The sequence below is a fragment of the Flavobacterium longum genome (assembly GCF_965137575.1).
GTDB classification, from domain to species: domain Bacteria; phylum Bacteroidota; class Bacteroidia; order Flavobacteriales; family Flavobacteriaceae; genus Flavobacterium; species Flavobacterium longum.
The window spans coordinates 64,710-80,407 of sequence record NZ_CBCRZJ010000004.1; the positions used below are offsets into that span (position 1 = coordinate 64,710).

At 48.0% G+C, this 15,698-nt stretch carries 16 protein-coding genes and 4 tRNA genes; 19 read left to right on the plus strand and 1 reads right to left on the minus strand.

Annotation, left to right across the window (positions count from 1 at the left end; translation table 11 throughout):
* Positions 1 to 27: 27 nt before the first annotated feature.
* The gene (locus ACM9J1_RS08575; RefSeq protein WP_415581625.1) at positions 28 to 1,698 is read right to left on the minus strand and encodes a PNGase F N-terminal domain-containing protein; all 1,671 of its coding nucleotides are present in this window, start codon (positions 1,696 to 1,698) and stop codon (positions 28 to 30) included.
* Positions 1,699 to 1,770: 72 nt separating this feature from the next.
* Between ACM9J1_RS08575 and ACM9J1_RS08580 the strand changes: the two genes are divergently transcribed.
* The 19 genes from ACM9J1_RS08580 to rpoB all read left to right on the plus strand — a co-directional run bounded on the left by ACM9J1_RS08580 (position 1,771) and on the right by rpoB (position 15,690).
* Entirely contained in the window at positions 1,771 to 2,259 is a 489-nt protein-coding gene (locus tag ACM9J1_RS08580) for a 3'-5' exonuclease (RefSeq protein ID WP_415581626.1), read from the plus strand.
* Positions 2,260 to 2,320: 61 nt separating this feature from the next.
* Positions 2,321 to 2,548: a PspC domain-containing protein gene (locus ACM9J1_RS08585; RefSeq protein WP_415581627.1), complete on the plus strand. Its 228-nt coding sequence runs from the start codon at positions 2,321 to 2,323 to the stop codon at positions 2,546 to 2,548.
* Positions 2,549 to 2,654: 106 nt separating this feature from the next.
* Positions 2,655 to 3,506, plus strand: coding sequence for a ComEA family DNA-binding protein (locus tag ACM9J1_RS08590; protein WP_415581628.1), 852 nt, complete (start codon positions 2,655 to 2,657; stop codon positions 3,504 to 3,506).
* A 16-nt stretch (positions 3,507 to 3,522) separates the two neighbouring features.
* Positions 3,523 to 4,665 carry an acyl-CoA dehydrogenase family protein gene (locus ACM9J1_RS08595; protein ID WP_415581629.1) on the plus strand — a complete coding sequence of 381 codons (1,143 nt, stop codon included), beginning with the start codon at positions 3,523 to 3,525 and terminating at the stop codon, positions 4,663 to 4,665.
* A gap of 309 nt (positions 4,666 to 4,974) precedes the next feature.
* Positions 4,975 to 5,169: a 30S ribosomal protein S21 gene (gene rpsU, locus ACM9J1_RS08600; protein WP_415581630.1), complete on the plus strand. Its 195-nt coding sequence runs from the start codon at positions 4,975 to 4,977 to the stop codon at positions 5,167 to 5,169.
* Positions 5,170 to 5,356: 187 nt separating this feature from the next.
* Complete coding sequence (locus ACM9J1_RS08605) at positions 5,357 to 6,244, plus strand: tyrosine-type recombinase/integrase (RefSeq protein ID WP_415581631.1); 888 nt, start codon at positions 5,357 to 5,359, stop codon at positions 6,242 to 6,244.
* 32 nt (positions 6,245 to 6,276) lie between these two features.
* The gene (gene hpf / locus ACM9J1_RS08610) at positions 6,277 to 6,579 is read left to right on the plus strand and encodes a ribosome hibernation-promoting factor, HPF/YfiA family (protein WP_415581632.1); all 303 of its coding nucleotides are present in this window, start codon (positions 6,277 to 6,279) and stop codon (positions 6,577 to 6,579) included.
* 93 nt (positions 6,580 to 6,672) lie between these two features.
* Positions 6,673 to 6,746 (plus strand) — tRNA-Thr (locus tag ACM9J1_RS08615).
* Between the two features lie 46 nt (positions 6,747 to 6,792).
* Positions 6,793 to 6,873 (plus strand) — tRNA-Tyr (locus ACM9J1_RS08620).
* 306 nt (positions 6,874 to 7,179) lie between these two features.
* Positions 7,180 to 7,251 (plus strand) — tRNA-Thr (locus tag ACM9J1_RS08625).
* A 53-nt stretch (positions 7,252 to 7,304) separates the two neighbouring features.
* Positions 7,305 to 8,498: an elongation factor Tu gene (gene tuf, locus ACM9J1_RS08630; RefSeq protein WP_415581633.1), complete on the plus strand. Its 1,194-nt coding sequence runs from the start codon at positions 7,305 to 7,307 to the stop codon at positions 8,496 to 8,498.
* 58 nt (positions 8,499 to 8,556) lie between these two features.
* Positions 8,557 to 8,627: transfer RNA gene (locus ACM9J1_RS08635), tRNA-Trp, on the plus strand.
* A gap of 15 nt (positions 8,628 to 8,642) precedes the next feature.
* The gene (gene secE, locus ACM9J1_RS08640) at positions 8,643 to 8,840 is read left to right on the plus strand and encodes a preprotein translocase subunit SecE (RefSeq protein WP_415581634.1); all 198 of its coding nucleotides are present in this window, start codon (positions 8,643 to 8,645) and stop codon (positions 8,838 to 8,840) included.
* A gap of 9 nt (positions 8,841 to 8,849) precedes the next feature.
* Complete coding sequence (gene nusG, locus ACM9J1_RS08645) at positions 8,850 to 9,401, plus strand: transcription termination/antitermination protein NusG (protein ID WP_415581635.1); 552 nt, start codon at positions 8,850 to 8,852, stop codon at positions 9,399 to 9,401.
* A gap of 65 nt (positions 9,402 to 9,466) precedes the next feature.
* The gene (gene rplK / locus ACM9J1_RS08650; protein ID WP_415581636.1) at positions 9,467 to 9,910 is read left to right on the plus strand and encodes a 50S ribosomal protein L11; all 444 of its coding nucleotides are present in this window, start codon (positions 9,467 to 9,469) and stop codon (positions 9,908 to 9,910) included.
* A gap of 3 nt (positions 9,911 to 9,913) precedes the next feature.
* On the plus strand, positions 9,914 to 10,603 hold the full coding sequence (gene rplA / locus ACM9J1_RS08655; RefSeq protein WP_415581637.1) for a 50S ribosomal protein L1: 690 nt from the start codon (positions 9,914 to 9,916) through the stop codon (positions 10,601 to 10,603).
* A 22-nt stretch (positions 10,604 to 10,625) separates the two neighbouring features.
* Positions 10,626 to 11,141, plus strand: coding sequence for a 50S ribosomal protein L10 (gene rplJ, locus ACM9J1_RS08660; RefSeq protein ID WP_415581638.1), 516 nt, complete (start codon positions 10,626 to 10,628; stop codon positions 11,139 to 11,141).
* Between the two features lie 117 nt (positions 11,142 to 11,258).
* Positions 11,259 to 11,642: a 50S ribosomal protein L7/L12 gene (gene rplL / locus ACM9J1_RS08665; RefSeq protein WP_415581639.1), complete on the plus strand. Its 384-nt coding sequence runs from the start codon at positions 11,259 to 11,261 to the stop codon at positions 11,640 to 11,642.
* A gap of 235 nt (positions 11,643 to 11,877) precedes the next feature.
* Positions 11,878 to 15,690 (plus strand): DNA-directed RNA polymerase subunit beta, encoded by a 3,813-nt coding sequence (gene rpoB / locus ACM9J1_RS08670; protein WP_415581640.1) that lies wholly within the window; start codon positions 11,878 to 11,880, stop codon positions 15,688 to 15,690.
* The last annotated feature ends 8 nt before the right edge of the window (positions 15,691 to 15,698 follow it).

Genomic DNA, 15,698 nt, shown 5'->3' on the forward strand with positions numbered 1-15,698 from the left:
ACGAGCAGGATTTTTTATTTTAAGGATTTACCTTCCGAGCAACACACCCGACACATTCCACGAACTAAAACTGTTGCCTTCCCGCGCGCCCTGCGGAATCTTGATTTGGATTTTGTGTTCGCCCGCAGCCAAATCGCCGAGCGGAATGTAAACCGGGCTTGTCGTCATGCCCGGACACCAATTGGAGCGGCTGTAGTCTGATGATGACAGCCCGTTGTTGAAATTCCCCGATGCCGGATTGTACATGCGATAGGAGCCGCAATCGGTCCGCCACGGGATAAAACTGTACATCTCTTTCCCGTCGAGCAAAATGGTGTTGGTCTTCTGCAGGAATTCATCGCCATTTTCCCAGCCGCCGTGGCCTGTGGTGATGTAGCGCAATTTGGCGCCTTTAACCGCCGAAGCCAGCGTAAAAGTGAGTTCCAGTCCTTTCTCGGAGTCGAACATGGTGGCGTATTCCTGCCCCGCCATTTCCATCACATTGTTCGTATTGAACAACGGCAGCACGAAGTTGTCAGTCTCTGCGGATTCTTCTTCAGGATGGATCGTAATGTTCACCGATAGTTTGTGGCCGCCTTTGTCGTAATTGGCGATGTTTGCCCCGATCCAGATTTCTTTGTCCGACAGTACAGGGAGCAAATCCGTCACGTCTTGGCGGTAATATACGCTGTCCTGCCAGGTTTTTCCTTTGAGTTGGATGGTATTGTATTGTTTGATGCCGAACGGGGTAAAGAAACGCATCAATTCCAGCAACGGCGAATAATTCCCGGTTCTCACGACGCCTTGGTATTTCTTGCCATTCCCATTTTCATACACCGGAAGCGAACCCGCGGTTTCCTTCAAGCCGTCCAGGAAAGACAGTTTGTTGTCGGTCGGGATCAAAAACACCGAGCCCGTGCGGTCGTATGCGTCTCCGGCAGATTGTTCGGTGGCATCAATGAATATGCGGCTGTTCTTGGAGATGGTCGGCAGCTTGATTTTCCGGACGATGATCGTGCCTTTCGCAAAACGCAGGATGCTGTCGTTCGAGCCGAAATCATCCGAGAAGTTAATCGTTTCCTTGCGGAAGACAGGAATTTGCGTAAAGCGGCTTTTCCACAACAAATCGCGGTAGGTCAGCAAATCGACCTTTGTTTTCTGCGCCACCGGAATAGCAGGTTTTGGAATCGATTTCAACTTTTCGACTTTCGTAGCCGCAATCGTGAAGTTGCCGTTGCGCGTAACTTCCAGCACCAAGCCAAGGTTCTGGCCCAGCACGGAAGGTGCGCCTTTGATTCCGGCGGCATCGGTGTACCATACTTCAATCGTATTGGAATTGATGACGGTTTTGGCCATTTTGCACGGATAACCCAGGATTGTTTTGGTCTTTGGCGTTTCCTCGAACACTTGCTTGCCGATGGCTGTGCTGTCCAGGGTTGCCGCACTTCTGGTTTTGGACAGTTGTGCGAATTGCGAATACAGCAGTGACGCCCGGTCTACGACAGATTGCTCGAACGGATAATCGGCTTTCTTGTCCAGGATTTTCTGCGATGTGATCACGGTTTGCGATTGGTCCGTGAAGACGACAATCGGATCTTGGTTTTCCATCGCGTTTCCGTTCGAGGATCGGATATAGGTAATCTTCAACGCCGCCGGGGTTTTCTGGGAAAAGCCGAAGCAGCCGGCTAGGCAGCATAACAGCAATAACAAATTTCGCATTGGTCTTAGGTTGTGCAACAAATATAACATTTTGCCCGCTGGGAATTTTTGCCCGAATTGGTAAATTGCGCCATGACTTTTACTGCCATCGACTTCGAAACGGCCACCGGCCATCCAGAAAGCGCCTGCGCCGTGGGCATTGTGACGGTGACAGACGGCGTCATCACCGACGAATATTACACGCTCATCCAACCGCCTTGGAATCATTATTCGTATTTCAACATCAAGGTGTACGGCATCAATCCGTCGATGACCGAAAATGAAAAGACTTTTGACGGCGTGTTTCCCGAAATCCGCGCACGTCTTTTTGGCCGTACCATCGTGGCGCACAACGAAGCCTTTGACCGCAATGTATTGATCCGGACGATGAAACATTACGGGCTGTATTACGATGAACTCGAAATCGGCGACCGCTGGGAATGCACTTGCCGGATTTACCGTGCGAAAGGCTACAAGCCGGCCAACCTGAAGTATTGCAGCGAGCGGAACAACATCGAACTCAATCACCACGAAGCGTTGTCCGACGCGCGTGCCTGTGCACTTTTGTATTTGATGCGGTAAAACCGTAACGAACAACGTTGATTTTAGCTAATTTTGTATCCAATAACCGAAAAGTCAAACCGTGTCGTTTGTACTGAACCTGAAATATTTTTTCGAGAAGCATGGCTTCAATGCCGCGTCGCGTCTGGCCGACAAGCTTGGCATGCGCGCCAGTAGCGTGAGGATATTTTTCATCTACATTACGTTCGTGACCGCGGGCTTGTGGTTTGGTGTTTACCTGACGCTGGCCTTTTGGCTCCGGCTGAAGGATTTGGTCCGGGCGAAACGAAGTTCGGTTTTTGACCTTTGATTTTTCGTCGCTACCGCTGAACAATTTGCCCTGCGGTTAGGATCGACTTTCGGCATTCGACATTCGACATTTGCCTTTTTATACGCCAACCAGATGATTATACGCCATGAATACCTTTCAATCCCTTTTTATTTTTACGCGGTCACAGCGCAACGGTTTGCTGTTGCTTGTTTTCCTGATGGTTTCTGTACAGCTCGCGTATTATTTCATTGATTTTAATTTTGTTGAAACCTGTCCGCCGGAGCAGGCGCAGTGGCTGGCCTTGGAGCGAAAGATTGATTCGTTCGAACGGGCAAAGCCGAAATTCCAAAGGTTTCCGTACAACCCCAATTTCATCTCGGATGCCAAAGGCTACAAAATTGGGATGTCGGTAGCGGAGATTGACCGGCTGCATGCGTTCCGGGCGCAAGGCCAATTTGTGAATTCGGCTGCCGAGTTTCAATCGGTGACCAAAGTGTCTGATTCTTTATTGGCCGTCATTTCTGCTGATTTCAAATTCCCGGACTGGGTCAGGAAAAGCCGCAAAGTTCAGGCGCCCGTGTTCAGGGAAGAACGCAAACCGCAGATTGACATCAATGCGGCCACGAAAGATGAACTGATGGCTGTGTACGGCATTGGCGATGCGCTGTCTGACCGCATCCTAAAACAGCGTGACATCTTGGGTGGTTTCGTTTCGATGGATCAAATGCACGACGTCTGGGGTTTGCAGGGCGATGTGGTCGAAAAGCTAAAACAACGATTTGCCGTTAGGGCAATTCCTGCTGTGAAGAAAATCAAGATCAACGACGCGTCGATAAAGGAATTGGCGCAATTTCCGTATTTCCGTTATGCGTTGGCCAAGGAAATCGTGACCTGTCGGAGCATGAACGGCGCGATACGAAACGCCGATGATTTGAAAAACATCAAAAATTTTCCGCTTGATAAAATCAGCATAATTGCCTTATATTTGGAGTTCTGAAAAAACAAGCAAATCCATGAACTTCCAATCCAATGAAACGCAATCAATGATTGCCCAATCCATCAGAGACTTCGCTGAACAACACATCCGTCCGAACATCATGGAATGGGATGAAGCCCAAACCTTTCCGGTGCCGCTTTTCAAGAAGTTGGGCGAAATGGGCTTTATGGGCGTCTTGGTTCCGGAATCGCTCGGCGGATCGGGTTTGGGTTACCACGAATACATCACGGTGATCGAGGAGATCTCGAAAGTGGATCCGTCTATCGGGTTGTCTGTGGCGGCGCACAATTCACTTTGTACGAACCACATCCTGACCTTCGGGAATGAAGAGCAGAAGAAACGCTGGATCCCGAAACTGGCCACAGCAGAACACATCGGCGCTTGGGGTTTGACCGAGCACAACACCGGTTCTGACGCGGGCGGCATGTCTACGACGGCGGTGAAAGACGGCGACCACTGGATCGTGAACGGGGCGAAGAATTTCATCACGCACGCCATTTCGGGCGATATTGCCGTAGTGATTGTGCGTACCGGTGCCAAAGGCGATTCGCGCGGCATGACGGCCTTCGTGTTTGAAAAAGGAATGCCCGGATTCTCGTCTGGCAAAAAGGAAAATAAATTGGGTATGCGCGCCAGCGAAACCGCAGAATTGGTGTTCGACAATTGCCGCGTGCCGGATTCGCACCGTTTGGGCGAAGTAGGCGAGGGTTTCATCCAGGCGATGAAGATTCTGGACGGCGGACGCATTTCCATCGGCGCGTTGTCGTTAGGCATCGCGAAAGGCGCGTATGAAGCGTCGTTGAAATACGCCAAGGAGCGCCACCAGTTTGGGAAACCGATTGGCGAATTCCAGGCGATTGGGTTTAAATTGGCCGATATGGCGACCGAAATCGAAGCGTCTGAATTGTTGTTGCACAAAGCGGCCTATTTGAAAGAAGCGCACCAGCCGGTGACTTCTGCCGGTGCGATGGCCAAAATGTATGCATCAGAGGTTTGCGTAAAGGTGTCAACCGAGGCGATTCAGATTCACGGCGGATATGGTTACACCAAGGATTTTCCGGTGGAGAAATTCTTCCGCGACTCGAAACTGTGTACGATTGGCGAAGGCACGACCGAAATCCAGAAGTTGGTGATTTCTCGGAATCTGATGAAGGCATAATTCTTAATATAGGAAGATAAAGGCGGCCACTTTGTGTGGTCGTTTTTTTTGGAGTCTGTCTCGTGCGTCAGCACTTGAATAGGCTGCGTTAGGGATAGAGGCATTAGCTAACGCTCAGTTCGCCCTTCGGGCTCGGGTGTTGGAGCTCTTGCAAGACCTCTGAGGTTTTTAAAACCTCAGAGGTCTGCAAAGCGACTGCCGATAGCCCGGGCCGCAGGCAACGCCCAAAAAAATAATTTAAAATTTAAAATTTCTAATTTAAAATAAAATCCTACCTTTGCCGTCCAAACGAAAGGAGGTGTCTCGATTATGCTGATTATTCCAATTAAAGACGGAGAAAACATTGACCGCGCGTTGAAGCGCTACAAAAGGAAATTTGACAAGACCGGAACTGTACGTCAGTTGCGTGCGCGCCAGGCTTTCGTTAAACCATCTGTGAAGCGTAGGGCTCAAGTACAGAAAGCTTCTTACATTCAGGGATTGCGTGATAGCGCAGAGAACTAGAAAATGTTTTTGCAACATATAGAAACCGCTAAGTTCAGGCTTGGCGGTTTTTTTATGGCTGGAAAGGGCGCGAATGGTAAAGTCTTTTCCGACGGCAAAACCGAGACTGTCAAAAATGGGAGTGCGGGAAATCACGTTGAGACCGGAACCGTCGGCAAATTCATTACATTTGACCAACAGTTTTTTTATGGACAACGTTCAGGCATTCCGGAACTATCTGCAATTGGAGAAGAAATATTCGCTCCACACGGTCCATGCGTATTTGCAGGACATCCAATTTTTTACCGAATTCTTGGAGACGGAGTTTGGCGAGGCTGATTTGGTTGCCGTGAAGTATCCGCAAATCAGGAACTGGATCGTGTCGATGGTGGATTCGGGCGTGTCTAACCGTTCGGTGAACCGGAAAATTTCGTCGCTCAAAGCCTTTTATAAATTCCTGCTGAAAATAAAGCAGATTGAAGTGAGCCCGCTTTTGAAGCACCAATCTTTAAAGGTGCCGAAGAAACTGCAAATCCCGTTTTCCGAAAAAGAGCTGGATGCGGTATTGAACGAAATCAAATATCCGGACGGTTTTGAAGGCATCCGCGACAAGCTCATCATCGACTTGTTTTATACGACGGGTATCAGGCGCGCGGAACTTATAAACCTGAAAATCAGCAACTACGACACGACAACACTTAAGGTGTTGGGCAAACGCAATAAGGAACGCATCATTCCTGTTTTAACAGTTACCGCAGCGCAATGTAGCGTGTATCTTTCGCAGCGTGCTAAACTTGAGCGGATTGCGGATCCTGATTATTTCTTCTTGACCGAAAAAGGCGTTAAATTGTCGGATTCTTTTGTGTATCGATTAATAAATACCTACTTTAGTAATGTCTCCGAGAAGGTAAAAAAAAGCCCGCATATCCTGAGGCACACGTTTGCCACACACATGCTAAACAACGGAGCCGACCTCAATTCAGTGAAGGAATTATTAGGACACTCCAGCCTGGCTTCTACACAGGTTTATACGCACAGCAGCTTGGCTGAGCTTAAGAAAGTGTATGGTGCCGCGCATCCGAGAAACCAAAAATGACTTCGCGATGTTTAACCCTAAAAATTTAGATTATGAAGGTAAATGTTCATGCAGTTAACTTTACTGTCGACAGAAAATTGGTAGATTTTATCCAAGAGCGCATTGACAAACTTGAAAAATACTATGACAAACTCGTTTCGTGCGACGTTTATCTGAAAGTGGAAAAGACAAGTGAGAAGGAAAATAAAGTGGTAGAGATTAAAATGATTGTTCCTGGAGACGACTTTTTGGTGACCAAACAATGCAAGAGTTTTGAAGAGGCGACAGACCAATCTGCAGAAGCATTAGAGCGGTTATTATTGAAAAGAAAAGAAAAAATCAGGACTTACATCTGATAAGAATTTTTTTTTAATTTTCTGTTTGGTTTAACAAACAAAAAGATATACATTTGCAGTCCGTTAGAAATAGCGGACTTTTTTTATTGTGCCGCCGGTGTAGCTCAGTTGGCTAGAGCAGCTGATTTGTAATCAGCAGGTCGTGGGTTCGAGTCCCTCCATCGGCTCAATAGAATCACCTCGGTGATGTTCTTATAAATAATGAAAAGGTTAGGGAAGATACTCAAGCGGCCAACGAGGACGGACTGTAAATCCGTTGGGAAACCTTCGCAGGTTCGAATCCTGCTCTTCCCACAGTTTTTTTGAGCGAACGCGCGTCGAAAGTTTCACTTTCGTAAGCGCATGAGCTCAAAAAAAGTAGTAAGGGTTCACCCTTACGGATCACAGGCTTCGCTTGTAATCCTGTGGATCCAAACAGACATAAAACTGTCGGGCTCGTCACCCGAAAATTAGGTAATACTTCTGAAATTCAGATTATCCCTAAAAAAATAAACCTTGTTACAAAGGTTTTACGGCAAGTCTTCGGGCTTGCCAGATTCTAACTTTTGAACCTTAAACAGCTTCCACTTGTTTCTGGTTCAAAATTAGAATTTTAAACTTGCCGGTGTAGCTCAGGGGTAGAGTGCTTCCTTGGTAAGGAAGAGGTCACGGGTTCAAATCCCGTCATTGGCTCAACTGTATTAAATTGAACACTAATATATAACTAAGATTAAAAATTAACTAAAATGGCAAAAGAGAATTTTAACCGGACCAAGCCGCACTTGAATATCGGTACGATTGGTCACGTTGACCACGGGAAAACCACTTTGACCGCTGCTATCACTAAAGTTTTGGCTGAAGCTGGTTTCTCTAAAACTGCTGCAAAATCTTTCGACCAGATCGACAACGCTCCGGAAGAAAAAGAGCGTGGTATTACCATCAACACTTCACACGTTGAGTACGAAACTGCTAACCGTCACTACGCACACGTTGACTGTCCAGGTCACGCGGATTACGTAAAGAACATGGTTACTGGTGCTGCTCAGATGGACGGCGCTATCTTGGTAGTAGCTGCTACTGACGGACCAATGCCACAAACCCGCGAGCACATCCTTTTGGGCCGTCAGGTTGGTATTCCGCGTATTGTTGTGTTCATGAACAAAGTGGACATGGTTGACGATGCTGAGCTCCTCGAGCTTGTTGAAATGGAAATCCGTGACCTCTTGTCTTTCTACGAATATGACGGAGACAACAGCCCAGTTATCCAAGGTTCTGCTTTGGGTGGCTTGAACGCTGACCCGAACTGGGTTCCAAAAATCCTTGAATTGATGGAAGCTGTTGACAACTGGATCGAAGAGCCAGTACGTGACAACGCTAAGCCATTCTTGATGCCGGTTGAAGACGTGTTCACGATCACTGGTCGTGGTACTGTAGCAACAGGCCGTATCGAAACTGGTATCGCCAACACTGGTGACGCTGTTGAAATCATCGGTATGGGTGCTGAGAAGTTGACATCTACCATCACAGGTGTTGAGATGTTCCGTAAGATCCTTGACCGTGGCGAAGCTGGTGACAACGTAGGTTTGTTGTTGCGTGGTATCGACAAGTCAGACATCAAACGCGGTATGGTTATCATCAAGCCGGGATCTGTTAAGCCACACGCTAAATTCAAGGCTGAGGTTTACATCTTGAAAAAAGAAGAAGGTGGCCGTCACACGCCATTCCACAACAACTACCGTCCGCAGTTCTACGTACGTACAACTGACGTAACAGGAACAATTTCGCTTCCTGCAGGTGTTGAGATGGTTATGCCAGGTGATAACTTGACTATCGAAGTACAATTGTTGAGCCCAATCGCTTTGAGCGTAGGTTTGCGTTTCGCAATCCGTGAAGGTGGCCGTACAGTTGGTGCTGGTCAGGTAACTGAAATCCTTGACTAATTACCATTAGCATAAAATGAAGCCAGTAGTTTCTGCGGAAGCTACTGGCTTTTAACAAACGGGCATAGTTCAAGGGTAGAATAGCGGTCTCCAAAACCGTTGATGGGGGTTCGAATCCCTCTGCCCGTGCAAAAACAAGATACAATGAAGGTTTTTAATTACATAGGTGAAGCGTTCACCGAACTGAAAGACAACGTGACTTGGCCAGCTTGGGCAGAAGTCCAAAGATTGACCATCATCGTGGCGGTGTTTTCGGTAGTGTTCGCGCTGGCCACAGCCGGTGTCGATGAGCTTTTCACTAAAGCATTGGCCGGTTTCTTTAACTGGATAAAAGGTTCTTAATTCATGGTCATGTCAGACAATAACGTAAAGAAATGGTATGTTGTCAGGGCTGTGAGCGGCCAGGAGAACAAGGTTAAGAATTACATCGAAACCGAAATCAACAGGCTGGGCATGTCAGACTATGTTTCGCAAGTACTCGTACCGACCGAAAAGGTAGTCCAAGTGCGCGACGGGAAGAAAATCACCAAAGACAGGGTGTACTTTCCAGGTTATGTAATGATTGAAGCCACGCTCGTCGGAGAAATCCCGCACACCATCAAGTCTATTACGGGTGTGATTGGGTTCTTGGGCGAAACCAAAAACGGCGATCCGGTGCCATTGCGTTTGGCCGAGGTGAACCGTATGTTGGGCAAAGTCGATGAGTTGTCTGTCAAGGCAGATACGCATGCGATCCCATTCAATATCGGCGAAACCGTAAAAGTGGTCGATGGGCCATTCAACGGCTTCAACGGTACCGTTGAGAAGATCAACGAAGAGAAGCGTAAGCTGGAAGTGATGGTGAAAATCTTCGGAAGGAAGACGCCGCTGGAGCTCAGCTTTATGCAAGTTGAAAAAGTATAATTTGTTACAATCAATATTCACATCAATCGCTTCCAATTGATAGATGTGCTAAATTTTCTTAAACAATGGCAAAAGAAGTTAGTAAAGTAGTTAAACTACAAGTTAAGGGAGGTGCCGCGAATCCATCGCCACCGGTTGGACCTGCTTTGGGAGCTGCCGGCGTTAACATCATGGAGTTCTGTAAGCAATTTAATGCGAGAACCCAGGATAAGCCCGGTAAAGTGTGCCCGGTAGTCATTACCGTGTACAAAGACAAATCGTTCGATTTCGTCGTAAAAACGCCACCAGCTGCCGTGCAGTTGATGGAAGCCGCTAAACTTAAAGGAGGTTCAGGTGAACCAAACCGTAAGAAAGTGGGCAGCATTTCGTGGGATCAAATCCGCACGATCGCTGACGACAAAATGGCCGATTTGAATGCTTTCACCGTTGAGTCAGCCATGAGCATGATCGCAGGTACAGCCAGGTCAATGGGTATTACAGTAACTGGAGAATCTCCATTAAAAGCTTAAGACATGGCAAAATTGACGAAGAAACAAAAAGAAGCTGCAGCGAAGATCGAAAAGAACAAGCTGTACAACCTGAAGGAAGCTTCAGCGCTCGTAAAACAAGTTGCTTCTGCAAAGTTTGACGAGTCTGTTGACATCGCAGTACGTTTGGGCGTTGACCCGCGTAAAGCAAACCAAATGGTACGTGGCGTTGTAACCTTGCCGCACGGTACTGGTAAAGACGTAAGGGTTTTGGCCCTGGTTACGCCAGATAAAGAAGCCGAAGCAAAGGCAGCTGGTGCAGACCACGTAGGTTTGGACGACTATCTCCAGAAAATCAAAGACGGCTGGACAGACATCGATGTAATCGTTACTGTTCCTGCAGTTATGGGTAAACTCGGCCCACTCGGCCGTGTCCTCGGTCCTCGCGGATTGATGCCAAACCCAAAAACTGGTACCGTTACGATGGAAGTTGGTAAGGCAGTTAACGACATCAAATCTGGTAAAATCGACTTTAAAGTTGACAAGACCGGTATCGTTCACGCCGGAATCGGCCGCGTGTCTTTTGACGCCGACAAGATTTCAGACAACGCCCACGAAATCATCCAGACATTAATTAAATTGAAGCCAACAGCTGCCAAAGGCCAGTACATCAAGAGTATCCATTTGTCTAGCACAATGAGTCCTGCGATTGCACTGGATCCAAAAGCAGTCTAACGGGCAGTTAAAATTTTAAATCATGACAAGAGAAGAAAAATCAAGAGTTATTGAAGATTTGACTGCACAATTGGCCGCAACCAATGTCGTCTATCTGGCCGACATTTCTGGTCTGGACGCAGAAACCACTTCAAACCTGAGAAGGTCTTGCTTCAAAGCAGGCATCCAGTTGAATGTAGTGAAAAACACCCTGCTTGAAAAAGCCATGGAAGCGTCTGAAAACAACTACGGCGATTTGCCGTCGGTGTTGGCAGGAAATACTTCTATTATGATTGCTACCAACGGAAACGCTCCTGCGAAAGTAATCAAAGAATTCCGCAAGAAGTCTGACAAGCCTTTGTTGAAAGGCGCGTTTATCGATCAGGCGATCTTTATCGGTGACAACCAACTTGACGCACTCGTAGCCCTGAAATCTAAAGAAGAGATGATCGGCGAAGTAATCGGCTTGTTGCAGTCGCCTGCGAAGAACGTTGTTTCTGCCCTTAAGTCTGGCGGAGCTACAATTGCGGGACTCGTTAAAACGTTATCCGAAAGATAACATTGAAAGATTAAAAGTCGGGTCGCTTTCTTTTGACTTTCGACTTTTGACTTTCGACAATGCATAGCGCACTATTAATAAATTATATTTTACGAACTATTTAAAACGATAGAAAAAATGGCAGATTTGAAACAATTCGCAGAACAGTTGGTTGGCTTGACAGTAAAAGAAGTTAACGAACTGGCTACAATCTTGAAAGAAGAGTATGGTATCGAGCCTGCAGCTGCTGCTGTAGTTGCTGGTCCTGCAGCTGGTGGTGCTGCTGGTGGTGGCGAAGCCGCTGCTGAGCAAACTGAGTTCACCGTAGTATTGAAAGATGCTGGTGCTTCTAAATTGGCAGTCGTTAAAGCTGTAAAAGAACTTACAGGTTTGGGCTTGAAAGAAGCTAAAGATCTCGTTGATGCTGCTCCAGCCAACGTAAAAGAAGGCGTTTCTAAAGATGAGGCTGAAGGCCTGAAAAAGTCTTTGGAAGAAGCCGGAGCTGTTGTAGAGCTTAAGTAAGCTTACACGTTCTGAAAAACCAGGTTTAGGCCTTGGACAAAGCGTCCAACGGCCTAAACCATTTTTCGTATAATGAATTTTCAGAAATACGAAACCCCTTTTAGCCGGTACGAAGACAGAAAATGAAACGATACTTTAGTCATTTTCAAAGATGTACCCGCAATAAAAGAAAGTATCAAAAACAGTGTGTCCACACAAAAAACTACTTTTTTTTAAATCAAAATTTTATCCATTGATGATAACAAATCAGACTGAAAGATTAAATTTTGCTTCGACCAAAAACATCCCGGACTACCCGGATTTCCTTGATGTTCAGGTCAAATCTTTCAAGGATTTCTTCCAATTGGAAACCAAATCCGACGAAAGGAGCAACGAAGGTCTCTACAACACCTTCATGGAAAATTTCCCAATTACAGATACCAGAAATCAATTTGTATTGGAGTTCCTGGATTACTTTGTTGATCCGCCGCGTTATACCATTCAAGAGTGTATTGAGAGAGGACTGACTTACAGTGTGCCGCTTAAGGCGCGCCTCAAGCTGTACTGTACAGATCCGGAGCATGAGGATTTTGAAACCATCGTACAGGATGTGTATCTCGGTACCATTCCGTACATGACGCCAAGCGGAACCTTCGTGATCAATGGCGCCGAGCGCGTTGTTGTATCGCAGTTGCACCGTTCGCCGGGCGTGTTCTTCGGACAGTCATTCCATGCCAATGGAACCAAATTATATTCAGCACGTGTCATCCCGTTCAAGGGTTCATGGATTGAATTCGCGACCGATATCAACAACGTCATGTACGCGTATATCGACCGTAAGAAAAAATTACCTGTAACCACGTTGTTCCGTGCCATCGGATTCGAAAGGGATAAAGACATCCTCGAGATTTTCGACTTGGCCGAAGAGATCAAAGTGTCTAAAACAGGCCTGAAAAAGTATGTCGGCCGCAAGCTCGCTGCACGTGTCTTGAACACTTGGCACGAAGACTTCGTGGACGAAGATACTGGAGAAGTCGTATCGATTGAGCGTAACGAGATCATCCTCGACCGCGACACCATCATCGACAAAGACAACGTGGAGGAAATCATTGACTCCAACGTGAAGTCGATTTTGTTGCACAAGGAAGATAACAATCAAGCCGATTACGCCATCATCCACAACACGCTTCAGAAAGACCCGACCAACTCCGAGAAGGAAGCCGTCGAGCACATCTACCGCCAGTTGCGTAACGCAGAACCGCCTGATGAGGAAACCGCGCGCGGCATCATCGAGAAGTTGTTCTTCTCCGACCAGCGTTACAACCTCGGCGAAGTGGGCCGTTACCGGATGAACAAAAAGTTGAACCTGGACATCCCGATGGAGAAACAGGTCTTGACCAAGGAAGACATCATCACGATTGTAAAATACCTTATTGAGTTGATTAACTCTAAGGCGGAAATCGATGATATCGACCACTTGTCAAACCGTCGTGTGCGTACTGTAGGCGAGCAATTGTCCCAACAGTTCGGCGTAGGTTTGGCCCGTATGGCGCGTACCATCCGCGAGAGGATGAACGTCCGCGACAACGAAGTGTTTACTCCGATCGATTTGATCAACGCGAAGACACTCTCCTCTGTCATCAACTCGTTCTTTGGCACCAACCAGCTGTCGCAGTTCATGGACCAGACCAACCCATTGGCCGAGATTACGCACAAGCGTCGTCTGTCTGCCCTCGGGCCAGGCGGTTTGTCACGTGAGCGTGCAGGCTTTGAGGTCCGAGACGTACACTATACACACTACGGCCGTCTGTGTCCGATTGAAACGCCGGAAGGTCCGAACATCGGTCTGATTTCGTCGCTTTCCGTCTATGCGAAAGTCAACGGTATGGGCTTCATTGAAACGCCTTACCGCGAAGTGAAGAACGGCAAAGTAGATTTGACCTCAGAACCCATTTACCTTTCTGCCGAAGAGGAAGAAGGCAAAATGATTGCGCAGGCCAACATCGAAATGAACGACGGCGGAGACATCACTGCAGAACGCGTTATTGCCCGTGAGGAAGGCGACTTCCCGGTAGTAGAGCCGAATGTGGTACATTACACCGACGTTGCCCCGAACCAGATCGCTTCGATTTCGGCATCGTTGATTCCGTTCTTGGAGCATGACGACGCGAACCGTGCGTTGATGGGCTCGAACATGATGCGCCAGGCCGTACCATTGTTGCGTCCTGAAGCACCGATTGTCGGAACCGGGCTCGAGCAGCAGGTAGCCTCAGACTCTAGGGTTTTGATCAACGCCGAAGGCCACGGTACCGTAGAATATGTAGATGCCAACATCATCACGATTAAATATGACCGTACCGAAGAAGAGCGTATGGTTTCGTTTGATCCGGATGAAAAAACCTACCAACTCATCAAGTTCCGCAAGACCAACCAGAGCACGTCCATCAACCTCAAGCCGATTGTCCGCAAGGGCGACCGCGTGAAACCGGGGCAAGTGTTGTGCGAAGGTTATGCGACGCAGAACGGTGAATTGGCCTTGGGCCGCAACCTGCAAGTGGCGTTCATGCCATGGAAAGGATACAACTTCGAGGATGCGATCGTAATCTCTGAGAAAGTGGTGCGCGACGACATCTTTACGTCGATCCACATCGATGATTACTCGCTCGAAGTCCGCGATACCAAACTGGGTAACGAAGAATTGACCAACGACATCCCGAACGTTTCGGAAGAAGCCACTAAAGATTTGGACGAAAACGGTATGATCCGTATCGGTGCCGAAGTCAAGCCTGGCGACATCCTGATCGGTAAGATTACCCCGAAAGGCGAGTCTGACCCGACGCCGGAAGAAAAACTCCTCCGCGCGATCTTCGGTGACAAGGCCGGCGACGTAAAAGACGCTTCATTGAAAGCTTCTCCATCGCTCAACGGTGTCGTGCTCGATAAGAAACTCTTCGCCCGCGCCATGAAAGACAAGCGCAAACGCACCAAAGACAAAGACGATTTGGGCGCGCTTGAAATGGAATTCGAGGTGAAGTTCCAGGAATTGAAAGACAAGTTAGTAGACAAATTGTTCGCCATCGTCAATGGTAAAACGTCGCAAGGTGTCATGAACGATCTGGGTGAGGAAGTGTTGCCAAAAGGCAAGAAATACACCCAGAAAATGCTCAACGCCGTAGAAGACTTCGCACACCTTTCGAAAGGTCAGTGGGTTGCCGACGACGAGACCAACAAGCTGGTGAATGACTTGATCCACAACTACAAGATTAAATTGAACGACCTTCAGGGTGCATTGCGCCGCGAGAAGTTCACGATTACCGTAGGTGACGAATTGCCTGCCGGAATCCTGAAACTGGCGAAAGTCTATATCGCGAAGAAACGCAAACTGAAAGTAGGTGATAAAATGGCGGGCCGTCACGGTAACAAAGGTATCGTAGCGCGTATCGTCCGTGAAGAAGACATGCCGTTCCTCGAAGACGGAACACCGGTAGACATCGTACTCAACCCGCTGGGCGTACCATCGCGTATGAACATTGGGCAGATTTACGAAACCGTACTGGGCTGGGCAGGCAAGAAGCTGGGCAAGAAGTTCGCGACCCCGATTTTCGACGGTGCGTCCTTAGACCAGATCAATGCCCTGACCGACGAAGCAGGCGTGCCGCGTTTCGGCCACACGTACCTGTACGACGGCGGCACCGGAGAGCGTTTCCACCAGCCGGCTACCGTAGGCGTGATTTACATGTTGAAACTCGGCCACATGGTTGACGACAAGATGCACGCCCGTTCTATCGGACCATACTCACTCATCACGCAACAACCGCTCGGTGGTAAAGCACAGTTCGGTGGCCAGCGTTTCGGTGAGATGGAGGTTTGGGCGCTTGAAGCGTACGGCGCGTCGAGCACACTCCGTGAAATCCTGACCGTGAAGTCTGACGACGTCATCGGAAGAGCGAAAACCTACGAAGCCATCGTGAAAGGCGAAACCATGCCGGAACCGGGCTTGCCAGAATCGTTCAACGTATTGATGCACGAATTGAAGGGCTTGGGCTTGGATATTCGTTTGGAGGAATAGTTTATAGT

What these genes read in the sequence shown, in the direction of transcription:
- ACM9J1_RS08575 (WP_415581625.1), bottom strand. Translation starts at nt 1,698, where the DNA reads ATGCGAAATTTGTTATTGCTGTTATGCTGCCTAGCCGGCTGCTTCGGC.
- ACM9J1_RS08580 (WP_415581626.1), top strand. Translation starts at nt 1,771, where the DNA reads ATGACTTTTACTGCCATCGACTTCGAAACGGCCACCGGCCATCCAGAA.
- ACM9J1_RS08590 (WP_415581628.1), top strand. Translation starts at nt 2,655, where the DNA reads ATGAATACCTTTCAATCCCTTTTTATTTTTACGCGGTCACAGCGCAAC.
- ACM9J1_RS08595 (WP_415581629.1), top strand. Translation starts at nt 3,523, where the DNA reads ATGAACTTCCAATCCAATGAAACGCAATCAATGATTGCCCAATCCATC.
- rpsU (WP_415581630.1), top strand. Translation starts at nt 4,975, where the DNA reads ATGCTGATTATTCCAATTAAAGACGGAGAAAACATTGACCGCGCGTTG.
- ACM9J1_RS08605 (WP_415581631.1), top strand. Translation starts at nt 5,357, where the DNA reads ATGGACAACGTTCAGGCATTCCGGAACTATCTGCAATTGGAGAAGAAA.
- hpf (WP_415581632.1), top strand. Translation starts at nt 6,277, where the DNA reads ATGAAGGTAAATGTTCATGCAGTTAACTTTACTGTCGACAGAAAATTG.
- tuf (WP_415581633.1), top strand. Translation starts at nt 7,305, where the DNA reads ATGGCAAAAGAGAATTTTAACCGGACCAAGCCGCACTTGAATATCGGT.
- secE (WP_415581634.1), top strand. Translation starts at nt 8,643, where the DNA reads ATGAAGGTTTTTAATTACATAGGTGAAGCGTTCACCGAACTGAAAGAC.
- nusG (WP_415581635.1), top strand. Translation starts at nt 8,850, where the DNA reads ATGTCAGACAATAACGTAAAGAAATGGTATGTTGTCAGGGCTGTGAGC.
- rplK (WP_415581636.1), top strand. Translation starts at nt 9,467, where the DNA reads ATGGCAAAAGAAGTTAGTAAAGTAGTTAAACTACAAGTTAAGGGAGGT.
- rplA (WP_415581637.1), top strand. Translation starts at nt 9,914, where the DNA reads ATGGCAAAATTGACGAAGAAACAAAAAGAAGCTGCAGCGAAGATCGAA.
- rplJ (WP_415581638.1), top strand. Translation starts at nt 10,626, where the DNA reads ATGACAAGAGAAGAAAAATCAAGAGTTATTGAAGATTTGACTGCACAA.
- rplL (WP_415581639.1), top strand. Translation starts at nt 11,259, where the DNA reads ATGGCAGATTTGAAACAATTCGCAGAACAGTTGGTTGGCTTGACAGTA.
- rpoB (WP_415581640.1), top strand. Translation starts at nt 11,878, where the DNA reads ATGATAACAAATCAGACTGAAAGATTAAATTTTGCTTCGACCAAAAAC.